This is a genomic window from Luteimonas sp. FCS-9, assembly GCF_001014645.1.
Classification (GTDB): Bacteria; Pseudomonadota; Gammaproteobacteria; order Xanthomonadales; family Xanthomonadaceae; genus Luteimonas.
Genome location: NZ_LASZ01000003.1, coordinates 55,387 through 76,151 on the forward strand (window position 1 = coordinate 55,387; position 20,765 = coordinate 76,151).

The window sequence follows — 20,765 nt, forward strand, 5'->3', positions numbered from 1 at the left end:
CGTGTCGTCCGCGCGTCCTCCACTCCCCACGCAAGACGAGGCCCGCCCGTGAAAGTTGCTCCCGCCCCGAAGACGCCGCTGGCCCTGGCCATCGGCCTGGCGTTGACCTGCGCGTTGCCCGCGTTCGCACAGACCCAGGACGAGCAGGTCAAGACGATGGCCAACGTCACCGTCAGCGCCTCGCGCATCGACCGGCCGGGCTTCGTCTCGCCGACGCCGACCGTGCAGGTCACTCCCGAGGAACTGGACGTGGTCGCCCGGCCCAACGTCGCCGCCGCGCTCAACGACCTGCCGCAGTTCCGCGCGACGACGTCGGCGCAGACCACCGGCACCAACACCAGCGCGGGCGCCGCGCCCGTGGACCTGCGCGGGCTGGGCACGAGCCGCACGCTGGTGCTGCTCGACGGCCGCCGCTTCGTCAGCGAGAACGACCTCAACACCGTGCCGACGATCATGATCCGCGACGTCGACGTGGTGACCGGCGGCGCCTCGGCGGCGTGGGGCTCGGGTGCGGTGGGCGGCGTCGTCAACATCGGCATCGACGAGTCGCTGGAGGGCATGAAGTTCGACCTGCACGGCGGCCAGTCGTCGTTCTCCGACGCGCAGCAGCGCGCGCTGGGCTTCGCGTTCGGCAGCGCGTTCGCCGGCGACCGCGGGCACGTGGTGGTCGGCGCCGAGTACTCCGACCACGACGGCATCATCCCCAAGACCAGTCGGCCGGGGATCGGGCGCTGGACCCAGGTCGCCAACGGCGACGGCACCTACACCACGGTCGGCGACGTCGGTTTCTCGAACGCGGCCTACGGCGGCGTGATCACGTCCGGCGTGCTCAAGGACAAGGCGTTCAACCCCGACGGCTCGCTGCGCGACTTCGACAAGGGGCGCGTGGTGGGCAACTCGATGGTCGGCGGCGAGGGCCCATCGTCGGACGACCTGAGCCCGCTGATGACGCCGCAGACGCGCTGGGCCGGACTCGCGCGTGCGATCTACTGGGTCACCGACGGGCTGAAGCTCACCGCCGAGTACCGGCGCTCGCGCGTGGCCAACGAGTACGCCTACGTCGGCGACGACAACCGCGGCGACCTGACGATCGGCATCGACAACGCCTTCCTGTCCGACGAGGTTCGCCAGGCGATGCTGGCCGCCGGCGAGACCAGTTTCAAGATGGGCCGCTTCAACACCGCCGACTTCGCGAACTCGCGCATGGACTTCGAGCGCGTGACCGACCAGGCGACGCTGGCGCTCGACGGCCAGTTCGGTCGGACCTGGCGCTGGAACGCGTTCTACAGCTACGGCGAGTACGAGAACAACCAGAACGTGAAGTACCGCATCCTGCGCGACAACTACGCACGCGCGGTCGACTCGGTCATCGACCCGGCGACCGGCAACGCGGTGTGCCGGGTCGCGCTGACCGACCCGGGCACCGATTGCGTGCCGATCGACCTGTTCGGCCTCGGTGCGCCGTCGGACGCGGCCCAGGCCTACGTCACCGGCACCCCGCGCAGCCGCTCGCGCACCGTGCTGCACGTGGGCGGTGCGGACCTGCGCGGCGAGCCCTTCGAACTGCCGGCCGGTCCGGTGTCGGTGGCCGTGGGCATCGACGCGCGCCGCGAATCGGTGCGCACGGAGGTCGACGCGCTCAGCGCCGAGCAGGCCTTCAGCCGCTGGAATCCCTCGGCGATGTCGGGCGAGTACACGGTCAAGGAAGGCTTCGTCGAGACCGTGGTGCCGCTGCTCGACGCCGTGCCGGGCTTCCGGCACCTGGAGTTCAACGGCGCCGCGCGCCTGAGCCACTACGACACCACCGGCTCGATCTGGTCGTGGAAGGCCGGCCTGACCAACGAATTCTTCGAGGGCTTCCGCGGCCGCTTCACGCGCTCGCGCGACATCCGCTCGGCCAACCTCTCCGAGCTCTACACCCAGACCACCACGGGCTACAACAACGTCATCGATCCGTTCACCGGGACGACGGTCTACGCGCTGACCAACGGCGGCGGCAACCCGGACCTGGTGCCCGAGGAGGCCGACACCACGACCTTCGGCGTCACCTGGTCGCCGGCCGGCGTGCCCGGCCTGGACCTGTCGGTCGACTACTTCGACATCGACATCGCCAACGTCATCGTCTCGGTCAGCGCGCAGGACATCCTGACCCGCTGCTTCAACGGCAACGCCGAGATGTGCGCGCGGGTCGAACGCGACGCGGCGGGCAACCTGACCCGCATCGTGTCCAGCCAAGCGAACCTGTCGCGCTACCAGACCAACGGCATCGACGTGGAGGCGGCCTATCTGCTGCCGATGAAGCGCTTCTCCGCGCTGCCCGGCGCGCTGAACTTCCGCCTGCTCGGCACCTGGGTCGACAGCCTGACCACCGACGACGGCGTGAGCCGGATCGAGTACGTGACCTCGCAGGGCTACTCGTTCGGGCTGGGCACGCCGCGCTGGCGCGGCGTCGCGTCGGTCGGCTACCAGAACGACGGCTTCGGCGTCGACCTGCGCGCACGCTACATCTCGGCCGGCAACTACAACACCACGCTCGAGCTGACCAACAACGCCATTCCCAGCTACGTGTACGTGGATCTGGGCCTGAAGTACCGGCTGCGCTATGACAACGGGCCGGACGTGGAGTTCTACGCCAACGCGTCCAACCTGCTGGACAAGGACCCGCCGGTGGGCTCGCTGTACTCGCCGTACTACGACGTGATCGGCCGCTACGTCACGCTGGGCGCGCGGATGCGGTTCTGACCGCCCGCCGCCGCCACCTCCGCCCGCCCAGACCCGAGATCCGACGATGCGACCAAGACTCCCTTCGCTGTTTGCCGGCCTCGCGCTGGCCGCCGCGCTGCCGCTCGGCGCCCAGGTGCCGCGGCCCGAGGCGCTCGTCGCCGACGGCGTGCCCGAGGTGCCGCAGGCGCTGGCCGCGGCGACCGCCCCCTACCTGCAGTCGCGCGACGCCGGCTTTCTGGGCTGGCACCCGGCCACCCGCGGCATGCTCGTGCGCACCCGGTTCGGCAGCACGCACCAGGTGCACGGCGTCGCCGCGCCGGGCGGCGATCGGCGCCAGCTGAGCTTCGAGCACGAGCCGATCGCCTACGCCTCGGCCTCGCCGGGCGCGGGCGATGCCCTGGTGGTGCAAAAGGATGCGGGCGGCGACGAGTTCTTCCAGCTCTACCGGCTCGACGGCGGGCGCCTGCACCTGCTGACCGACGGCCGCAGCCGCAACGGCTTCGGCAGCTGGAGCCGCGACGGCCGCTGGATCGGCTATACCTCCACGCGCCGCAACGGCAGCGACGCCGACCTGTACGTGATCGATCCGCGCGACCGCGCCAGCGACCGCCTGGTGGCGGCCGTCGAGGGCGGCGGCTGGCGCTTTGCGGACTTCTCGCCCGACGGCCGTCGCGCGCTGGTGCTCAACCGGGTCTCGATCAACGAGGCACACGTGCACGAGCTCGACCTGGCCAGCGGCCGGATGCGCGCGGTGACGCGCGGCGAGGCGCCGGCCTCTTACGTCGATCCGACCTACGGCGCCGACGGTGCGATCTGGGTGGTGTCCGACGTCGCGTCGGACTTCCTGCGCCTGGGCAGGCTCGACCCGCGCAGCGGCGCCTTCGCGCCGGTCAGCCGCGAGCCGCGCTGGGACGTGACCGCGTTCGCACTGTCCGACGACGGCACCACCGTCGCCTACGCGATCAACGAGGCCGGCGTGTCGCGGCTGCGCGTGCTCGACACCGCCAGCGGGCAGGTGCGCAGCGTCGACGGCCTGCCGGCGGGCGTGATGCCCTACAGCGTCGGGCCGACGCTGGCGATCGCGCCCTGGGGCGAGATCGGCCTGTCGATGTCCTCGGCGCAGGCCGCGGGCGATGCGTACTCGATCGACCCCAAGACGCTGGCCGTGCGCCGCTGGACGCACAGCGAGACCGGCGGCCTGGACCCGGCGGACAACGTGGCGCCCGAGCTGGTGGAGGTCGCGAGCTTCGACGGCGAGCGCGTCAGCGGCTTTCTCTACCGGCCCGATCCGGCGCGCTTCCCGGGCCAGCGCCCGCTGCTGCTCGACATCCACGGCGGCCCCGAAGGCCAGAGCCGCCCCGGGTTCCTGGGCGCGAAGAACTACCTGGTCAACGAACTGGGCATCGCGCTGTTCTTCCCGAACGTGCGCGGTTCGTCGGGCTACGGCAAGCGCTTCGTCAACCTCGACAACGGCGCGGACCTGCGCGAGGACTCGGTGCGCGACATCGGCGCGTTCCTCGACACGCTGCAGGCCGACCCGGCCCTCGACCCCGCGCGCACGGCGGTGACCGGCGTCTCCTACGGCGGCTACATGTGCTACGCCAGCGCGATCCACTACGGCAGCCGCCTGCGCGGGGCCAACTGCTTCGTCGCGATCTCCGATTTCGTCACGTTCCTGGAGAACACCCAGGCCTACCGCCGCGACCTGCGTCGGGTGGAGTACGGCGACGAGCGCGATCCGGCCCAGCGGGCGAAGCTCAAGGCGATCTCGCCACTGACGCGGGTCGACGAGTTGCGCATCCCGTTGCTGGTCGCGACCGGCGGCAACGATCCGCGCGTGCCAGCGTCGGAAGCCGAGCAGATCGTCGCGGCCGTGCGCGGCAACGGCGGCGACGCCTGGCACCTGCTGGCGCGCAACGAGGGCCACGGCTTCCACAAGAAGGAGAATGCCGACTACTACTTCTGGACCGGGCTGCAGTTCTGGCAGCGGGTGCTGCTGGACGGGCAGGGCGCGGCGCGATGAGGACGGTCGCGCTCTCGGCTTTGCTCGCGGCCATGCTGGCCGGGCCGACGGCGGCGGCCGGCGGCGACGAAGCCGCCGCGCTCGCGCAGCGGCTGACGATCGTCGACACCCACATCGACGCGCCCTCGCGGCTGCAGCGGCGCTGGGCGGACCTGGGCACGCTGGCGCCCGACCGCGAGTTCGACCACCCGCGTGCGGTTGCCGGCGGGCTGGACGTGGCGTTCATGTCGATCTACACCTCGGCCGCGCAGGACGCGGCCGGCGAGGCCTGGCAGAGCGCGCACGCGCAGATCGACGCGGTCGAGGCGCTGGCTGCCCGCCATCCCGACCGCTTCGCGCTGCTGCGCGCGCCGGGGCAGGTGGCGGCGCAGCGCGGCCAGGGCCGCGTGCTGCTGGCGATGGGCATGGAGAACGCCGCGCCGCTGGAAGGCGACCCGGCCGCGATCGCCGGCTTCTTCGACCGCGGCGTGCGGTACCTGATCCTGGCGCACGGCGCCAACAACGCCTTCGCCGATTCGTCGTACGAGGCGGCGCCGCGCTGGCAGGGCCTGAGCCCGGCCGGGCGCGCGGCGATCGCGGAGATGAACCGGCTGGGCATGATGGTCGACGTCTCGCACCTGTCGGACGCGGCCACGCGGCAGGCGGTCGCGCTGAGCCGCGCGCCGGTGATCGCCGGCCACTCGGCGTTCCGGCAGCTGACGCCCGGGTTCGCGCGCAATCTCGATGACGACCTCGCGCGCGCGATCGCGGACCGGGGCGGCGTGGTCCAGATTCCGTTCGGCACCAGCTTCATCGATCCGCGCGCGGCGGCCGACCTGCAGGCGCTGTATCGCGCCCGCAACGCGTTCGACGCGCGGGCCGCGGCGCGCGCCGCCGCAGGCGAACCGCCCGAGGATCGCGCGGCGTTCGAGGCGCAATGGCGGCGCGAACATCCGCGCGTGGTCGCGTCGCTCGATGCGCTGCTCGACCAGATCGACCACGGCGTGCGCCTGCTCGGCGCCGCGCACGTGGGCATCGGCTCGGACTTCGACGGCGTCGGCGGCTACCTGCCGGTCGGGCTGGAGGACGTGTCGACGTATCCTGCGGTGATCGCCGGGCTGCAGCGGCGCGGGTACTCGGAGGCCGACATCGGCGCGATCATGGGCGGCAACCTGCTGCGCGTGTGGGCCGAGGTCGAAGCGGCGGCGGACGGGCGGCGGTGATGCGCACGGCCGGGCGATTCCAGGCAAGGGGACAGGCGATGCGTCATCGGTGGGGACCATGGAGCGAACGTCCGGCGGCGCTGTTCGCCGCGGCATGGCTCGTGCTCGCGCTGCTGTGCGCGGGCGGGGCATCGGCGCAGGCGGAAACGCCGACGCTCGAGCAACTGCGCGACTACGACTTTCCGACCGCGCTGGTCGCCGCGCGCGACGCCGAGCGCGTCGCCTGGCTGTCGTCGCATCGCGGCCGGCGCAACGTGTGGGTCGCCGAGGGCCCGGCGTTCGCGCCGCGGCGGCTGACCGCCTACGGCGATGACGACGGCCAGGAGCTCAGCGCGCTGCAGCTCTCCGACGACGGCCGCACCGTGGTCTACGTGCGCGGCGGCGAGCACGGCAGCAACTGGGGGCGCAGCGATGCGGTCAATGCCGGGTCGCTGCCGACCACGTCCGGGGTCGAGGTCTGGGCCGCACCGTTCTCGGGCGGCGCGCCGCGCCGGATCGGCGACGGCGACGGCGCGGCAGTGTCGCCCGATGGGCGCCGCGTCGCGTTCGTGCACGACGGCCAGGTGCTGGCGGCCCCGACCGACGGCCCCGGCGTGCCGGAGACGCTGTTCGAGACCCGCGGCCGCGTCGGCGCGCTGACGTGGTCGCCGCAGGGCGACCGCCTGGCGTTCACCGTCGATCGCGACACGCATACGCTCGTGGGCGTGTTCCGCGATGCCGCGACGCCGATCCTGTGGATCGCGCCGGACGTCGCCCAGGACGCGCTGCCGCGCTGGTCGCCCGACGGCCGCCAGCTGCTGTTCGCGCGCCGGCAGACCGCCGACGGCGCGCCGCGCAGCTTCGTGCCGCGGCCGTGGTCGATCTGGGTCGCCGATGCGGGCACCGGCGAGGCGCAGCGCCGCTGGTCGAGCGGCGAGAGCCTGCGCGATTCGCTGCCCGGCGGCCTGCCGGCGCTGTTCGACTGGGCGGCCGACGGCCGCATCGTGTTCCTGTCCTACCAGGACGGCTGGATGCATCTCTACGCGCTGGCGCCGGGCAGCGACACGCCCGCGCTGCTGACGCCCGGCGCGTTCCAGGTCGAACAGGCGGTGCTCTCGGACGATCGCCGCAGCATCGTCTACAGCGCCAATGCCGGCGACGACCCGGACGACATCGACCGCCGCCACCTGTTCCGCGTGGCCGTCGACGGCGGGGCGCCGCAGGCGCTGACCGCCGGTGCCGGCTCGGAGTGGTCGCCTGCATCGACGCCTTCCGGCGCATTGCTGTTCTTGTCGGCGACCGCGCAGCGTCCGCCGTTGCCCGCCCAGCGCGCGCCCGACGGCGGCATCCGGCTGCTGGCCGCGCCGACGCCCGGCTACCCGGTCGATCGGCTGGTCGTGCCGCGACGCGTCGAATTCGACGCGCAGGACGGCACGCGGGTACGCGGGCAGCTGTTCGAACCGCACGCGGGCACGGCCCGGCGTCCGGCAGTCGTGTTCGCGCACGGCGGGCCGCAGCGGCAGATGCTGCTGACCTGGCACTACGGCACGTACTACGCCAATACCTACGCGCTCAACCAGTACCTGGCCAGCCAGGGCTTCGTGGTACTGGCGGTCAACTACCGGCTCGGGCCGTTCTACGGTCACGACTTCCACTTTCCCGCCGACGCGGGCGTGGCCGGTGGCGCCGAGTACCGCGACATCCGCGCGGCGGGCCGCTTCCTGCAGGGGCTCGACGGCGTCGACCCGCAGCGCATCGGCATCTACGGCGGCTCCTACGGCGGCTACCTGACCGCGATGGCGCTGGCGCACGATTCGGACCTGTTCGCCGCCGGCGTCGACGTGCACGGCGTGCACGACTGGACCGCGGACGAGTACGCGGCGATCTTCGACCGCCGGCACCACGCGGATGCGGACGCGGCCGAGCGCGCGCGACAGATCGCCTGGCGCGCCTCGCCGATCTCCGCCGTGCAGGGCTGGCGTTCGCCGGGGCTGCTGATCCACGGCGACGACGACCGCAACGTGCACTTCGGCCAGACCGTCGACATGGTCCACCGCCTGCGCGCGCTCGGCGCGCCGCACGAAACGCTGGTCGTCGTCGACGACACCCACCACATGATGCGCTACGCCAACGAGCTGCGGGTCAACGCCGCGATCGCCGGCTTCCTGCAGCGGCACCTGCAGGCGCCGCGCCCGCAGGACTGACCGCCACCTTTCTTCCCGTCCCAGGATCCGTTCCGATGCGTCGATTCCCCGCCGTCTCCCACGCCCGCCTGTGCACCGCCAGCCTGCTGCTGGGCCTGTTGCTGGCCGCCGCACCCGCCTGGGCGCTCGACACGACCCGCCTGCAGGCGCAGCTCGAAGCGCTGCGCGAGGCGGCGCACGCGCCCGGCGCGACCGCCGCGATCATGGCGAACGGCGAACTGGTCTATTCGGGCGGCATCGGCGCGGCCGACGCAGAGAACGCGGTACCGGCCACCGGCGACAGCGTGCACAACATCGGCTCGGTGTCGAAGGTCGTCGCAGTGATCGCGGTGATGCAACTGGTGGAGGCGGGCAGGATCGACCTCGACGCCGAGATCCAGACCTACGCGCCGTGGTTCCCGCGCAAGCAGGCGCCGATCACCGTGCGCCAGATCCTGACCCACACCTCGGGCATCCGCCATTACCGGCCCGGCGAGTTCGGCGAGGGCGACGTGCTGCGCTTCCAGCAGTTCGACAGTATCGAGGCCGGCTCGCGGCGCTGGATGGACGAGCCACTGCTGTCCGATCCGGGCAAGCACTGGAACTACTCCACGTTCGCCACCAACCTGCTGCAGGCCGCGATCGAGCAGGCCAGCGGCCAGGACATGGAGACCTACATGCGCGAGCGCATCTGGGCGCCGTCGGCGATGGCCGATACCCAGTTCGACGTGCCGGCGCGGATCGTGCCGCGCCGCGGCCGCGGCTACGAATGGGACGCCGCGCGCGGCGTGCTCGAGAACACGGTGCAGGAGAACGTCAGCTACAAGTACGTCGGCGGCGGCATCCTGGCCAGCGACGTGGACATGGTGCGCATGGGACACGCGCTCAATGCCGGCCGGCTGCTCGGCGCCGAGGCGATCGCCGAGATGTACCGCCCGCAGCTCGACGCCGCGGTGACGCTGCTGCCGCCGCCCCCGGGCAAGGCGCCCTCGCGCGACGCGGTGCCGGTGCAGGGGCTGATCTGGCGCCAGCAGCAGGACGCGGCCGGACGCACGTACTACGCGCACAGCGGCAGCGTGAAGGGCACCTACTCGTACCTGGCGAACTGGCCCGAGGCCGACGTCGTGGTCGCGCTGCACGTCAACGCGCGCGGCGGCGACGCCGACCTGCGCGCGGCGGCCGAAGCGCTCGCGGGCGAGGTGCTGCCGGCGGCGAAGTGAGCCGTAGCGCGCGAGGACGGCGCGATGCAACGGCCTGCGCGCCGGTCGCGGAAGCACCGGTGCGTCAGGTCAGCAGGCGCACCAGCTGCGCGCGGTTCTCGACGTCGAGCTTGCGGTAGATCGCGCTGATCTGGCTCTCGATGGTCTTGGGCGAACGGCTCAGGCGTGCGGCGATGTCGGCGTTGCGCAACCCGTCGGCGATCAGCGCCGCGACCCGGCGCTCGCTCGGCGACAGCCGCTGCAGCAACGGCAGCGCATGCGCGGCCGGCGCCTCGGCCGCGGCGTCCGGCGCGAAGGTCAGGATGTGGTGCGCGCGGAACGACGACAGCGCCAGCGGCGCGCTGACCTCGACGCGCATCCGCAGGCCGCGGCGCGGATGCGCCAGCGCCACCATGCGGCTCTCGCCCAGCGCGTCGTCCGGCCAGGCGCCGGGCGTGCGCATCGCCTGTCGCAGGCCGTGCTCGACGGCCTCGGGCAGTCGCCGCCCGGGCGCCGCATCGCTCCAGCGCTGGCAGATGCGCCTTGCCTCGCTCGACAGGTACAGCGGCGTCAGCCGTTCGTCGACGACCGCGGTCGCCAGCGGCAGCCGGTGCAGCAGCGCCTCGAACGCGCGGTGGCGCACGCGCTCGGATTCCAGTGCGCGGACGCGCTGCAGGCCGGCGTCGAGCACCGGGTGCAGGTCGCCGAGGAACGCGAGTTCCGCATCCGACAGGCGGGTGTGTTCGGCACGGATGCGGATGCTCAGCACCGCGTCCAGCCGGTCGCCGTTCCAGAAGGCCAGGTGGATGAACTCGCGCCAGCCCGGCGCGGGATTCTGCGCGCGCAGGCGCGCGGCGGCCAGTTCGTCCTGCGAGGCGATCTGCGAGAACGTGTACCAGCGCACCTGCGGGTTCGCCGCCAGGTACGGCGCCGAGACCGCCAGGCTCGTCACCGGCGGCGCGTGGTCCTGCGTCCCGGCGATGAAGTGGCGGCCCTGCTGCGGCTCGTAGCCGTCGATGTCGAACATCAGGCTGCACGAGTGGCAAGGCAGCACCTTGGTCACCAGCGCCGCGCAGGCCTGCCACAGCGCGCCCATGTCGAGCGCGCGCATCAGCGCCCCGCTGGCGACGGCGGCGGGCGAGGACGGGCGGACCGGATCGAGGATCAGCATGGGCGTGCCGGATGAGGAAACGAGGAGACGGTCGCGTCCTGCGGCAGGTTGACGCAGCACCGGCTGCGCAATCCCGTTCTAGCACCGGTCACGGCGATGTGACAAGCGTGTGAATCGGCGTGCAGGCGCAGAATCCGGGTTTCTCCCGATACCCGGCGCACGGTACGCGTGCTGCAATCGTCGTTCTCGCAGAACCGGACGACGCCGTGACGGAGCAGTGGATGGAAGGAACGACCGGTGCGCCGGCCGCCGACGACAGTGGCGCAGCGCCGGTCCGCAGCGTGCGGCTGCGCGCGCCCTATCTGCTGTTCCTCGGCGAGGAGGCCTCGCCGCTGAAGGCCAAGACCGCCTTCGGCCTGCGCGACTGGGCGCCCGAGCGCTGTCTGGCGCAGCTGCGCATGCCAGGTTGCGGCGTGGACCTCGGACTTCCGGACCTGGCACCGCGCGCCGCCGCGCAGGCCGGCGCACGCGCGCTGGTGATCGGCGTGACGCCGCCGGGCGGGCGCATCCAGACCGGCTGGACGGCGGTGCTGCGCGAGGCCGTCGAGGCCGGGCTGGACATCGTCAGCGGGCTGCACACGCCGCTGGAGTCGGTGCCCGGGCTGGCGGAGGCGGCGCGCGCGGCCGGCGTCGCGCTGGTCGACGTGCGCCGCCCGCCCGACGACCTGCCGCGCGCGACCGGTCGCCGCCGCAGCGGCCGCCGCGTGCTCGCCGTCGGTACCGACTGCGCGCTCGGCAAGAAGTACACCGCGCTGGCGCTGGCACGCGCGATGCGCGGCGCCGGCGTCGATGCCGACTTCCGCGCGACCGGCCAGACCGGCGTGATGATCGCCGGACGCGGCATCGCCATCGACGCGGTGGTCGCCGACTTCATCGCCGGCGCGGCCGAGTGCATCGCGCCTGCCGCCGCGCCCGAGCACTGGGACGTCATCGAGGGGCAGGGGTCGCTGTTCCATCCCGCCTATGCCGGCGTCACGCTCGGCCTGCTGCACGGCGCCCAGGCCGATGCGCTGGTGCTGTGCCACGATCCGGTGCGCCGGCACCTCGTCAGCTGGCCGGACTACCCGGTGCGCGGCCTGCGCGACGCGGCCGGGCCCTATGTCGAGGCCGCGCGGCTCACCAACCCGGGCGCGCGCATCGCCGCGGTCAGCCTCAACACCTCGGCGCTGGCCGAGGCCGACGCGCTGCAGGCGCTCGACGATGCCGCGCGCACGCTGGGCGTGCCGGCCTTCGACCCATTGCGCACCCCGGCCGACCGCGTGGTCGCCTCGATCCTGTCATGAGCCGGCGCGTGCTGCGGGTGCGGCCGCATGCGTGGCCGCTGAAGGAGCCGTTCGCGATCGCGCGCGGCGTGCGCAACGAGGCCGCGGTGATCGTCGTCGAGATCGCCGAGGGCGCGTGCGTCGGCCGCGGCGAGGCCGGCGGCGTCGCCTATCGCGGCGAGACCCCGGCCTCGATGGCGCTGCAGATCGAATCGGTCCGAACCGCGATCGAGGCCGGTGCCGGGCGCGAGGCCCTGTGCGCGCTGCTGCCCGCGGGCGGCGCCCGGCATGCGCTCGATGCCGCGCTGTGGGACCTGGAGGCCAAGCGCTGCGGCGTTCCCGCGTGGCGGCTTGCCGGGGTGAGGCAGTGGCGGCCCGTGGCCTCGGCGGTGACGATCGGCATTCGTCCGCCCGAGGCCTGCGAACAGGCCGCGCGTGGTTATGCGGGGTTTCCGTGGATCAAGCTCAAGGTCGGCCGCGACGCGCCAGTCGAGGCGGTGGCCGCGGTCCGCCGGGGCGCGCCGCGTGCGCGGCTGATCGTCGACGCCAACCAGGCCTGGACGCGCGCGGAGTTGCGCACGCATGCGCGCGCGATGCGACCGTACGGCGTGGACCTGATCGAGCAGCCGCTGCCCGCCGGCGAGGACGCCGCGCTCGCGCCAGGCGACGCGGCCGGCATCGCGCTGTGCGCCGACGAATCGCTGTCGACGGCCGACGACCTGCCGGGCCTCGTCGGCCGCTACCGCTACGTCAACATCAAGCTCGACAAGGTCGGCGGGCTGACCGCCGCGCTCGCGCTGGCCGCCGCCGCGAAAGCGCATGGCTTCGCGCTGATGGTCGGCTGCATGCTCGGCGGCTCGGTCTCGGTCGCGCCGGCGATGGTCCTCGCTCAGCAATGCGCGGTCTGCGATCTCGACGCCCCCTGGCTGCAGGCCGACGACTGGCCCGACGCGATCGCCTGGCGCGACGGCACGATGTACCTGCCGGTCCCGGCGCTGTGGGGCTGAGTGCGGAACGCATCGCCGGTCGCCGCCGCGCTCAGCCGTCGGGTTCGAGGTCCGTGCCCCCCGGCGGACGGACGCCCAGCAGGTGTTCGACGAAGTGGTCCCACAACCGGAGCGTGTAGTAGCGATCGGTGCGGAAGAAGTCGTGGCCCCGGTTGGGCAGGTACAGCAGGTCGAAGCGCTTGTTCGCGCGGACCAGCGCGTCGGCCAGCTGGAGCGTCAGCGCGGGGTAGGCGCTCTCGTCCAGGTCGCCGTAGGCCAGGAGCAGGCGGCCGCGCAGCCGCGGCGCCAGGTGGGCATTGTCCAGGTCGCGATAGAGGTCGGGGACCGACTGCGGCGTGGGCCGCGTCGTGGCGCCATCGCCGTAGTCGGGCAGCCCGAGCAGGTGCTCCATGCCGTAGAGGCCCTGGTAGTTGTGCGGCCCGGCCGAGGACGCCGCGACCTTGAAGAAGTCGGGGCGGGCGAGCAGCGAGCGTGCCGCGACGTAGCCGCCGAAGGAATGTCCGTAGACGCCGACGCGGTCGAGGTCGAAGCCCCCCAGGCGCGCCGCGAGCTGGCGGATCACCGCAACGTGGTCCTCGATCGCGGGCCCGACGAAGTCGCCGTAGCCGACGTCGGCGAAGGCGCGCGACCGGCCGCGGGTGCCGCGCGCGTCGATGGTGACCACGACGAAGCCGAGCTCGGCCAGGCTCGCGCGCGAGACCGGGTTGAACGTCGAGACGGCCTCGGCGTAGCTGCGCGGCGCGTTGAGCGTCCAGGGTCCGCCGTAGGTCGCGTGGATCACCGGGTGGCGGTCCTGCGGCGAGAAGTCCGGTGGCAGCCAGACCGTGGCGAACAGCTCGGTCCGGCCGTCCGCGGCGAGCGCGGAGAGGCGACGCGGCGGCCGCCAGCCTGCTGCATCGAGCGCGCGGGTGTCCGCGGTCTCGAGCGGCATGAGGATCCGCCCGTCGTCGGCCGCGCGCAGGACCGTCACCGGCGGGGCGTCGACGGTGGACCAGCTGTCGACGAAGACCGAGCGGTCGGGCGAGAACGCTCTCCGCGGCGGGGCTGGCGGCAGCAGCGTGGCGAACGGCGGTGGGATGTCGTGTTCGGCGTTCTCGGGCGTCAGCAGCAGGGGCTCGCCGCCGTCCAGCGAGACGCGATACAGGTGGCGGTAGTAGGGATCGCGCCCCGGCTCGCGGCCGCTGGCGGTGAAGAACACCTGCCGGCGCTGCGGGTCGACCTCGATCACGTCGCGGACCGTCCACGCGCCCTGCGTCAGCGCACGCATGTGCCGTCCGCTGCGCAGGTCGTACAGATGCAGGTGGCCCCAGCCGTCGCGCTCGGAGAACCAGATCGCCTCGCCGCTGTCCTCGAGCACGCGGACGTTGGGCGGCATGAACGGCATGCCGTGTGGCAGCAGGCTGGTCCGCGCGGCGGTTTCCTCGACGATGCGGCGGGTGCGGCCCTCGGCGACGTCGATCTCCACCAGCGCCATCGCCTTCCATCCCGGCGTGTGTGCGATCCGCCAGGTCCTGCGCGCATCCCGGGACCAGCCCAGGTCGGCGTCGTGCAGGCGCCATCCCTCGCCCAGGTCGATCACGCGCTTGCGGCCGCTGTCGACATCGATGGCGAAGACCTCCTGCGGCGGCGGGGGCTCGCCGAGCAGCGACAGGCGTGGCGCATGCAGCTTCGGGCGCCAGCTGCCGTCCCGCGGGACGGATTCGAGGAAGGGGTAGGGCGCCACCGCGCGTTCGTCGAGCCGAGTACCGAACAGGCGGCTGCCGTCCGGCGCCCATGCCACGCCGACCGGTGCGGGCGTCGCCGGCGACGCGGCCAGCACGCGTTGCGAGGCGTCGGGCAGTTTTCCGTAGGCATGGTGCGCGGCGCCGTCGACAGTCAGCCGGCGGGTGCCGTCCGCCTCCCGCAGCGCCAGGTCGTGACCGGCGACGGACAGGGCACGTGTGCCCGAAGGAGATGCGAGCATCCCGGCCGTGGGCGCGGCCTGCATGGTGCAGCGCGGCACGTCGAGCCGGCAGTCGCCGATGCGCCCGTCGGCGAGACGGACCTGGACCCGCTGCTCGGCCGGCAGGATCGCGACGACGTCGACCGCGGCCGCAGGGCTGGCCGCGTCCGCGAGCGCGGCCTCGAGCGCTCCGCTATCGAACGCCGGCGACGACGTGCGCGCGTCGGGATCGACGATGCGGTACTCGGCCCGGCCGTCCGCGTCGCGCCGGTACCAGAAGCGGTGGCCGTCGTCGAACCAGTGGGCCTCGACCGCGCCGTTGCGGACCGCGGTCGACAGCGTCGCATCCAGCACCCGGGCGGCCCGGGCGTAGTCGGCCGCGGTCAACCGGGTCGCCTGTCCGTCGGCGAGGGGCGGCGCGAGCAGCAGCGCGAGCGCTGCGAGCGACGGGGCGATTGGCGGCATGGCGGTCGGATCTCCTTGTCGCGATGCCGGACCGGCGAACGCCGCGCCCGGGGACCGTGGCCGAGTATAGGAGCGGCGTCCGCGCGGCCGATGCCGGTTGCCCGCATCCGCACCCGGCGTCCCACGCACGGCCTTCACCGGCGCGGGCCTACGGTCGGCTCGACGGGTTCGAGGAGGGCGGCTTTGGCCACCGGGACGGGGCAACGCAGACCGGATGCCGCCGGCGCACGCCGGAACCGCGTCGTCGTCCGGCTGTGGAGCTTCTTCGTGAGACATCGGGTGAGCATCCGGGATCTGGGCATCCTCGCCGGGCTACTGACGGTGCTGGCCTACCTCGCGTTCGAGATCGAGATCATCGCGACCGAGGACACGATGAGTTCGGCGCAGCGCGGGATCGCGTTGAACGAAAGCCTGCTGCTGGGCACGGTGCTGGTGCTCGGGCTGCTGGTGTTCGCGATCCGTCGCTACCGGGAGCTGCGGCGGGAGATCGCGCGCCGGACCGCGGCCGAGCGCCGGGCGCGGGAACTGGCGTACCAGGATCCATTGACCGGGTTGCCCAACCGGCGCCAGTTCGAGGAAGCGCTGGCCTGCGCGGCGGCCTCGCCGCCGGACGTGGGCAGGGTGCACGCGGTGCTGCTGCTCGACCTCAACGGCTTCAAGCAGATCAACGACGCGCACGGGCATGCCATCGGCGACGAGGTGCTGATCGTCACCGCGCAGCGGCTGCTGGCCGCGGTGCGCGACCAGGATCTGGTCGCGCGGCTGGGCGGCGACGAGTTCGTGGTGCTGGCCCGGCACCTGCTCGGTCCACAGGCCGTGACCGGCCTGGCGCTGCGGGTCGTGCAGGCGTTCGAACAGCCGGTCTCGACCGGCAGCGCGCAGCACCGCGTCGGGGCCGGCATCGGCATCGCGCTGCTGCCCACCGACGCGCACGACGGGCCCGAGGCGCTGCGCCGGGCCGACGTCGCGCTGTACCGCGCCAAGGCCGGCCGGCGCTCGGCATTCTGCTTCTTCGAAGAGGAGATGGACCGGCTGCTGCGCGAACGCGAACAACTGGAGCGCGCGCTGCAGCAGGCGATGGCCGAAGGCCGCATCGAGGCGCGGTTCCATCCGGCGATCGACCTGGCGAGCGGGCGCGTGGTCGGCTTCGAGGCGGTGCCGGCCTGGCGCGACGCGCAGGGCGAGGACGTGCCGCCGGAACGCTTCCTGCCGGTCGCCGAGGACAGCGGCCTGATCCACGCGCTGTCGATGGGCGTGCTCGAGCAGGCCTGCCGGGCGGCGGCCGGCTGGCCGGCGGACGTGACGCTGTCGATGGACGTGCTGCCGGTCCAGGTCCGCGACCGCGAGCTCGGCCGGCAGATCCTGGCGGTGCTCGAGCGCGCCGGGCTCGACCCCCGGCGCCTGGAGATCGAGATCGCCGAGAACGTGATCGTGCACAACCTGGACGCGGCAAAGGTCGCGCTCGCACCGCTGCGCGAGGCCGGGGTCTCGGTGGCGCTCGACAACTTCGGCACCGGCTACTCCAACCTCTACCACATGCGCGAATTCCGCATCGACAAGGTCAAGATCGCACGCCGGCTGGTCGAGACGATGGGCCAGGACGAGTCGGAACGGATGGTCCGCGCGCTCGCCGGGCTGGGGCAGGGGTTGGGGGTCGCGGTCAGCGCCGAGGGGCTCGCCGGTCGCGCCGACGGCGATGCGTTGCGCGAGGCCGGGGTGCAGGAAGCGCAGGGTGCCGATGCACTGGTGACGGTCGCCGAGGCCGCCCGGCTGGTCGCCGGCGTGCCCGCGGTGCGCTGATCGGTCGCACGCGCACGGCCGCCGCCGGCCGGCAAAGCGATGGCCGACTCTCTAGAATGGGCAGGTCCATGTCTCCCGGTGGTCCGGGCCGTGGACATCAAGGCACAACGGTCGCAGGGGCACCTTGATCGAGATCAAGGTGGAGCGACATCACGGGCGCCTAACATTCCTCATCCAAGAAAGGGGGCGGCACATGCACGCCATAACTGAAACCTATAACGACAAGGTGGTCCGCCAGTTCGCGGTGATGACCGTGGTCTGGGGCATCGTGGGCATGCTGGTGGGCGTGATCATCGCCGCCCAGCTGTACGCGCCCGCGCTGAACTTCGATATTCCGTGGCTCAGCTACGGTCGCCTGCGCCCGCTGCACACCAACGCGGTGATCTTCGCGTTCGGCGGCTGCGCGCTGTTCGCGACCAGCCTGCACGTCGTGCAGCGCACCTGCCACGTCCGGCTGTTGTCCGACAAGCTGGCCGCCTTCGTGTTCTGGGGATGGCAGGCGATCATCGTCGCCGCGGCGATCAGCCTCCCGCTGGGCTGGACCCAGGGCAAGGAGTACGCCGAGCTCGAATGGCCGATCGACATCCTGATCACGGTGGTCTGGGTGGCGTACGCGGTGCTGTACCTGGGCACGATCGCCAAGCGCCGGGTCAAGCACATCTACGTGGCCAACTGGTTCTTCGCCGCCTTCATCATCGCGGTGGCGCTGCTGCACATCGTCAACAACATCTCGATCCCGGTCGGTCCGCTGAAGTCCTATCCGGTCTACAGCGGCGCGGTCGACGCGATGGTGCAGTGGTGGTACGGCCACAACGCGGTCGGATTCTTCCTGACCGCCGGCTTCCTGGGCATGATGTACTACTACGTGCCCAAGCAGGCCGGCCGGCCGATCTACTCCTACCGCCTGTCGATCGTGCACTTCTGGGCGCTGATCGCGGTCTACATGTGGGCCGGCCCGCACCACCTGCAGTACACCGCGCTGCCCGACTGGGCGCAGTCGCTGGGCATGGTGTTCTCGCTGATCCTGCTGGCGCCCAGCTGGGGCGGCGCGATCAACGGCGTGATGACCCTCTCGGGCGTGTGGCACAAGTTGCGCACCGACCCGATCCTCAAGTTCCTGATCGTCGCGATCTCGTTCTACATGATCGCCACGTTCGAGGGACCGATGATGTCGATCAAGACGGTCAACTCGCTGTCGCACTACACCGACTGGACCGTCGGCCACGTCCACGCCGGCGCGCTGGGCTGGGTGGCGATGATCTCGATCGGCTCGATCTACTCGCTGATGCCGCGCCTGCTCGGCCTCAAGGAGATGTACTCCACCAAGTGGATCGACCTGCATTTCTGGCTGCACACCCTGGGCGTGGTGCTCTACATCGCCTCGATGTGGATCGCCGGCGTGATGCAGGGTCTGATGTGGCGCGCCACCAACGAGGACGGCACGCTGACCTACAGCTTCGTCGAGGGCCTCAGCGCGACCTACCCGTACTACCTGGTGCGCCTGCTGGGCGGCATCGTGGTCCTGTCGGGCATGTTCCTGATGGCGTTCAACTTCTGGAAGACGTACCGCCAGAGCCAGGCCGTCGCGGCCGACCAGCCGGTGCTGCCGCCCGATTCCTCCCACAACCCCGCCCCGGTGGCCGCCCAGGTCGTCGCAGGAGGCCAGGCATGAGCGGCGAGAACAAGAACGCGCACGAGAAGGTCGAGAAGAACGTCGGCCTGATGGCGGCGCTGATCGCGGTGGTGGTCTCGTTCGGCGGTCTGGCCGAGATCGTGCCGCTGATGTACCAGGCCGAGGCGATCGAGCCGCTGCCCGGCGTGGAACCGTACCCGGCGCTGGAGCTGGCCGGGCGCGACGTGTACGTCCGCGAGGGCTGCTACAACTGCCATTCGCAGATGGTGCGCACGCTGCGCTTCGAGTCCGAGCGCTACGGCCACTACTCGCTGGCCGGCGAGTCGGTCTACGACCGGCCGTTCCAGTGGGGCAGCAAGCGCACCGGGCCGGACCTGGCCCGCGTCGGCGGCCGCTACTCCGACGACTGGCACCGCGTGCACCTGCACAACCCGCGCGACGTGGTGCCCGAGTCGAACATGCCGGCCTATCCGTGGCTGGCGAAGAACCAGGTCGACGGCGAGCAGGTCGGTCGCCGCATGCGCGCGCTGCAGCGCCTGGGCGATCCCTACTCGGACGAGCAGGTGGCCCAGGCCGCCGAGGACGTGTCCGGCAAGACCGAGCTCGACGCCGTGGTCGCCTACCTGCAGGGCCTCGGCCGGCACGCACCCAAGGGAGGGGACACCCCATGATCTCCGGCATCGTCACCGCGATCCTGCTGGTGTGCTTCATCGGCGGCTGGATCTGGGCGTGGAGCCCGAAGCGCAAGAACGAATTCGAGGCAGCCGCGCAGCTGCCGCTGGACGATGACGAGGAGCAGGGGTCATGAGCAACGCTTGGTCGTGGTATGTCATCGCCATCGTGGCGTTGAACATCGTCGGCTGCGTCTGGTTGCTGGTCTGGACGTCGCGGCGCCGCCCCGGCGACCCGAAGCCCGAGGACACCAGCCACGTCTGGGACGGCGACATCACCGAGTACAACAAGCCGCTGCCCAAGTGGTGGATCAACCTGTTCTACCTGACGATCGTCTTCGCGATCGGCTACCTGATCTGGTACCCGGGCCTGGGCAACTTCGCCGGCACCAGCGGCTGGTCGTCGGCGGGCGAGCACGACGCCGAGAAGGCCGAGCGCGACGCCCAGCTCGAGGAGACCTTCGGCGTGTTCGCCGGCAAGCCGCTCGAACAGCTGGCCGGCGACCCGCGCGCGATGCAACTGGGCCGCTCGATCTTCGCCAACACCTGCGCGGCCTGCCACGGCTCGACGGCGCAGGGCGCGCCGGGCTATCCCAACCTGACCGACGACGTCTGGAACTGGGGCGGCGAGCCGGAGCGGATCCTGGAGACGGTGCTCGACGGTCGCCAGGGCATCATGCCGCCACTGGGCTCGGTGCTGGCCGGCATCGGCGGCGACGTCGCGGTGACCCAGACCGCCGCCTACGTGCGTGCGCTGCGGTCGTCGGACCTGGAGGAGACGCTGAGCACGGACTACATGGCCGCGCGCGGCGAGCAGCACTTCCAGGGACTGTGCGTGGCCTGCCACGGCGTCGACGGCAAGGGCAACCAGGCCCTGGGCGCGCCGAACCTGACCGTGCGCAACACGCTCTATCCGAACACGCTCGAGAGCATCCGCCAGACCATCAACGAGGGGCGTCACGGCACGATGCCGGCGCACCGCGAACTGCTCGGCGAGACCCGCTCGCGCCTGGTTGCGGCCTACGTCTGGTCGTTGTCCAATAGGCCGGCAGCGGACAACACGGCACAGCAATGACCGACTTCACGGAACCGCGCTTCGACCACCCGCCACGTCCGATGGCGCAGCGGGTGGGCGCGATTCTGTGGCCGAGCTTCTTCTCGGCGGGCGTGTGCACGATGGTGTTCTTCGGCTTCGTCGATCCGCTCGCGCTGCGCGACATGACGTTCCCCGACCTGCCGCTGTCGCGCGAGCTGGGCTACACGCTGGGGTTCTTCATGTTCTGGCTGGCGACCGCGGCCTCCAGCCTGTTCACCTGGATCCTGCTGCGGCCGGCCAGCCGCTTCAACCGCCCGCTGTCGCCCGACTGAGCCGGGCGCGCGCCGCGCTGCGACATCGGGTCGCATCCCGGCACCCGGGCAGGGGCGGACAATACACGCAGTGGTCAGCGCGCCAGCCGGTCGCCCCCAACCGGTCAGCCAGATGAATCGCATCCAGCCCATGTGC

At 72.1% G+C, this 20,765-nt stretch carries 15 protein-coding genes; 13 read left to right on the forward strand and 2 right to left on the reverse strand.

Annotated features, from left to right (window positions below; all coding sequences use genetic code 11):
- The first annotated feature begins 48 nt into the window (after positions 1–48).
- The 5 genes from WQ56_RS03555 to WQ56_RS03575 are packed head-to-tail and all read left to right on the forward strand — an operon-like array spanning position 49 to position 9,331.
- Positions 49–2,742, forward strand: a complete 2,694-nt coding sequence (locus WQ56_RS03555) for a TonB-dependent receptor (protein WP_052772812.1) — start codon at positions 49–51, stop codon at positions 2,740–2,742.
- A gap of 46 nt (positions 2,743–2,788) precedes the next feature.
- Positions 2,789–4,747, forward strand: coding sequence for a prolyl oligopeptidase family serine peptidase (locus tag WQ56_RS03560; protein ID WP_052772813.1), 1,959 nt, complete (start codon positions 2,789–2,791; stop codon positions 4,745–4,747).
- Entirely contained in the window at positions 4,744–5,949 is a 1,206-nt protein-coding gene (locus WQ56_RS03565; protein ID WP_047135716.1) for a dipeptidase, read from the forward strand. The genes WQ56_RS03560 and WQ56_RS03565 overlap by 4 nt, the downstream gene beginning before the upstream one ends.
- Positions 5,950–5,987: 38 nt before the next feature.
- Positions 5,988–8,132, forward strand: coding sequence for a prolyl oligopeptidase family serine peptidase (locus WQ56_RS03570; protein WP_082132169.1), 2,145 nt, complete (start codon positions 5,988–5,990; stop codon positions 8,130–8,132).
- A gap of 35 nt (positions 8,133–8,167) precedes the next feature.
- Positions 8,168–9,331, forward strand: coding sequence for a serine hydrolase domain-containing protein (locus tag WQ56_RS03575; protein ID WP_047135717.1), 1,164 nt, complete (start codon positions 8,168–8,170; stop codon positions 9,329–9,331).
- 64 nt (positions 9,332–9,395) lie between these two features.
- Here WQ56_RS03575 and WQ56_RS17590 read toward each other — a convergent pair whose 3' ends face one another.
- The gene (locus WQ56_RS17590; protein WP_052772815.1) at positions 9,396–10,481 is read right to left on the reverse strand and encodes a helix-turn-helix transcriptional regulator; all 1,086 of its coding nucleotides are present in this window, start codon (positions 10,479–10,481) and stop codon (positions 9,396–9,398) included.
- Positions 10,482–10,702: 221 nt separating this feature from the next.
- On the opposite strand from WQ56_RS17590, the gene WQ56_RS03585 reads away from it, so the two are divergent.
- Positions 10,703–11,764, forward strand: a complete 1,062-nt coding sequence (locus WQ56_RS03585) for a DUF1611 domain-containing protein (RefSeq protein WP_197076425.1) — start codon at positions 10,703–10,705, stop codon at positions 11,762–11,764.
- Positions 11,761–12,750, forward strand: coding sequence for a dipeptide epimerase (locus tag WQ56_RS03590; protein ID WP_047135718.1), 990 nt, complete (start codon positions 11,761–11,763; stop codon positions 12,748–12,750). The genes WQ56_RS03585 and WQ56_RS03590 overlap by 4 nt, the downstream gene beginning before the upstream one ends.
- A 31-nt stretch (positions 12,751–12,781) precedes the next feature.
- On the opposite strand, the gene WQ56_RS03595 is transcribed toward WQ56_RS03590, so the two are convergent.
- Complete coding sequence (locus tag WQ56_RS03595; RefSeq protein ID WP_052772816.1) at positions 12,782–15,157, reverse strand: prolyl oligopeptidase family serine peptidase; 2,376 nt, start codon at positions 15,155–15,157, stop codon at positions 12,782–12,784.
- 267 nt (positions 15,158–15,424) lie between these two features.
- On the opposite strand from WQ56_RS03595, the gene WQ56_RS19005 reads away from it, so the two are divergent.
- The 6 genes from WQ56_RS19005 (at position 15,425) to WQ56_RS03620 (ending at position 20,629) form a co-directional block, all read left to right on the forward strand.
- Positions 15,425–16,957: an EAL domain-containing protein gene (locus WQ56_RS19005; protein WP_197076426.1), complete on the forward strand. Its 1,533-nt coding sequence runs from the start codon at positions 15,425–15,427 to the stop codon at positions 16,955–16,957.
- A 193-nt stretch (positions 16,958–17,150) separates the two neighbouring features.
- Positions 17,151–18,629 (forward strand): cytochrome-c oxidase, cbb3-type subunit I, encoded by a 1,479-nt coding sequence (gene ccoN, locus WQ56_RS03605; protein ID WP_047135719.1) that lies wholly within the window; start codon positions 17,151–17,153, stop codon positions 18,627–18,629.
- Positions 18,626–19,261 carry a cytochrome-c oxidase, cbb3-type subunit II gene (gene ccoO / locus WQ56_RS03610; RefSeq protein WP_047135720.1) on the forward strand — a complete coding sequence of 212 codons (636 nt, stop codon included), beginning with the start codon at positions 18,626–18,628 and terminating at the stop codon, positions 19,259–19,261. The genes ccoN and ccoO overlap by 4 nt, the downstream gene beginning before the upstream one ends.
- On the forward strand, positions 19,258–19,398 hold the full coding sequence (locus tag WQ56_RS17925) for a cbb3-type cytochrome c oxidase subunit 3 (RefSeq protein WP_082132171.1): 141 nt from the start codon (positions 19,258–19,260) through the stop codon (positions 19,396–19,398). The genes ccoO and WQ56_RS17925 overlap by 4 nt, the downstream gene beginning before the upstream one ends.
- A complete protein-coding gene (gene ccoP / locus WQ56_RS03615) occupies positions 19,395–20,336 on the forward strand; it encodes a cytochrome-c oxidase, cbb3-type subunit III (RefSeq protein ID WP_047135721.1) in 942 nt (313 codons plus the stop codon). The genes WQ56_RS17925 and ccoP overlap by 4 nt, the downstream gene beginning before the upstream one ends.
- Positions 20,333–20,629: a hypothetical protein gene (locus WQ56_RS03620; protein ID WP_047135722.1), complete on the forward strand. Its 297-nt coding sequence runs from the start codon at positions 20,333–20,335 to the stop codon at positions 20,627–20,629. The genes ccoP and WQ56_RS03620 overlap by 4 nt, the downstream gene beginning before the upstream one ends.
- Positions 20,630–20,765 lie beyond the last annotated feature (136 nt).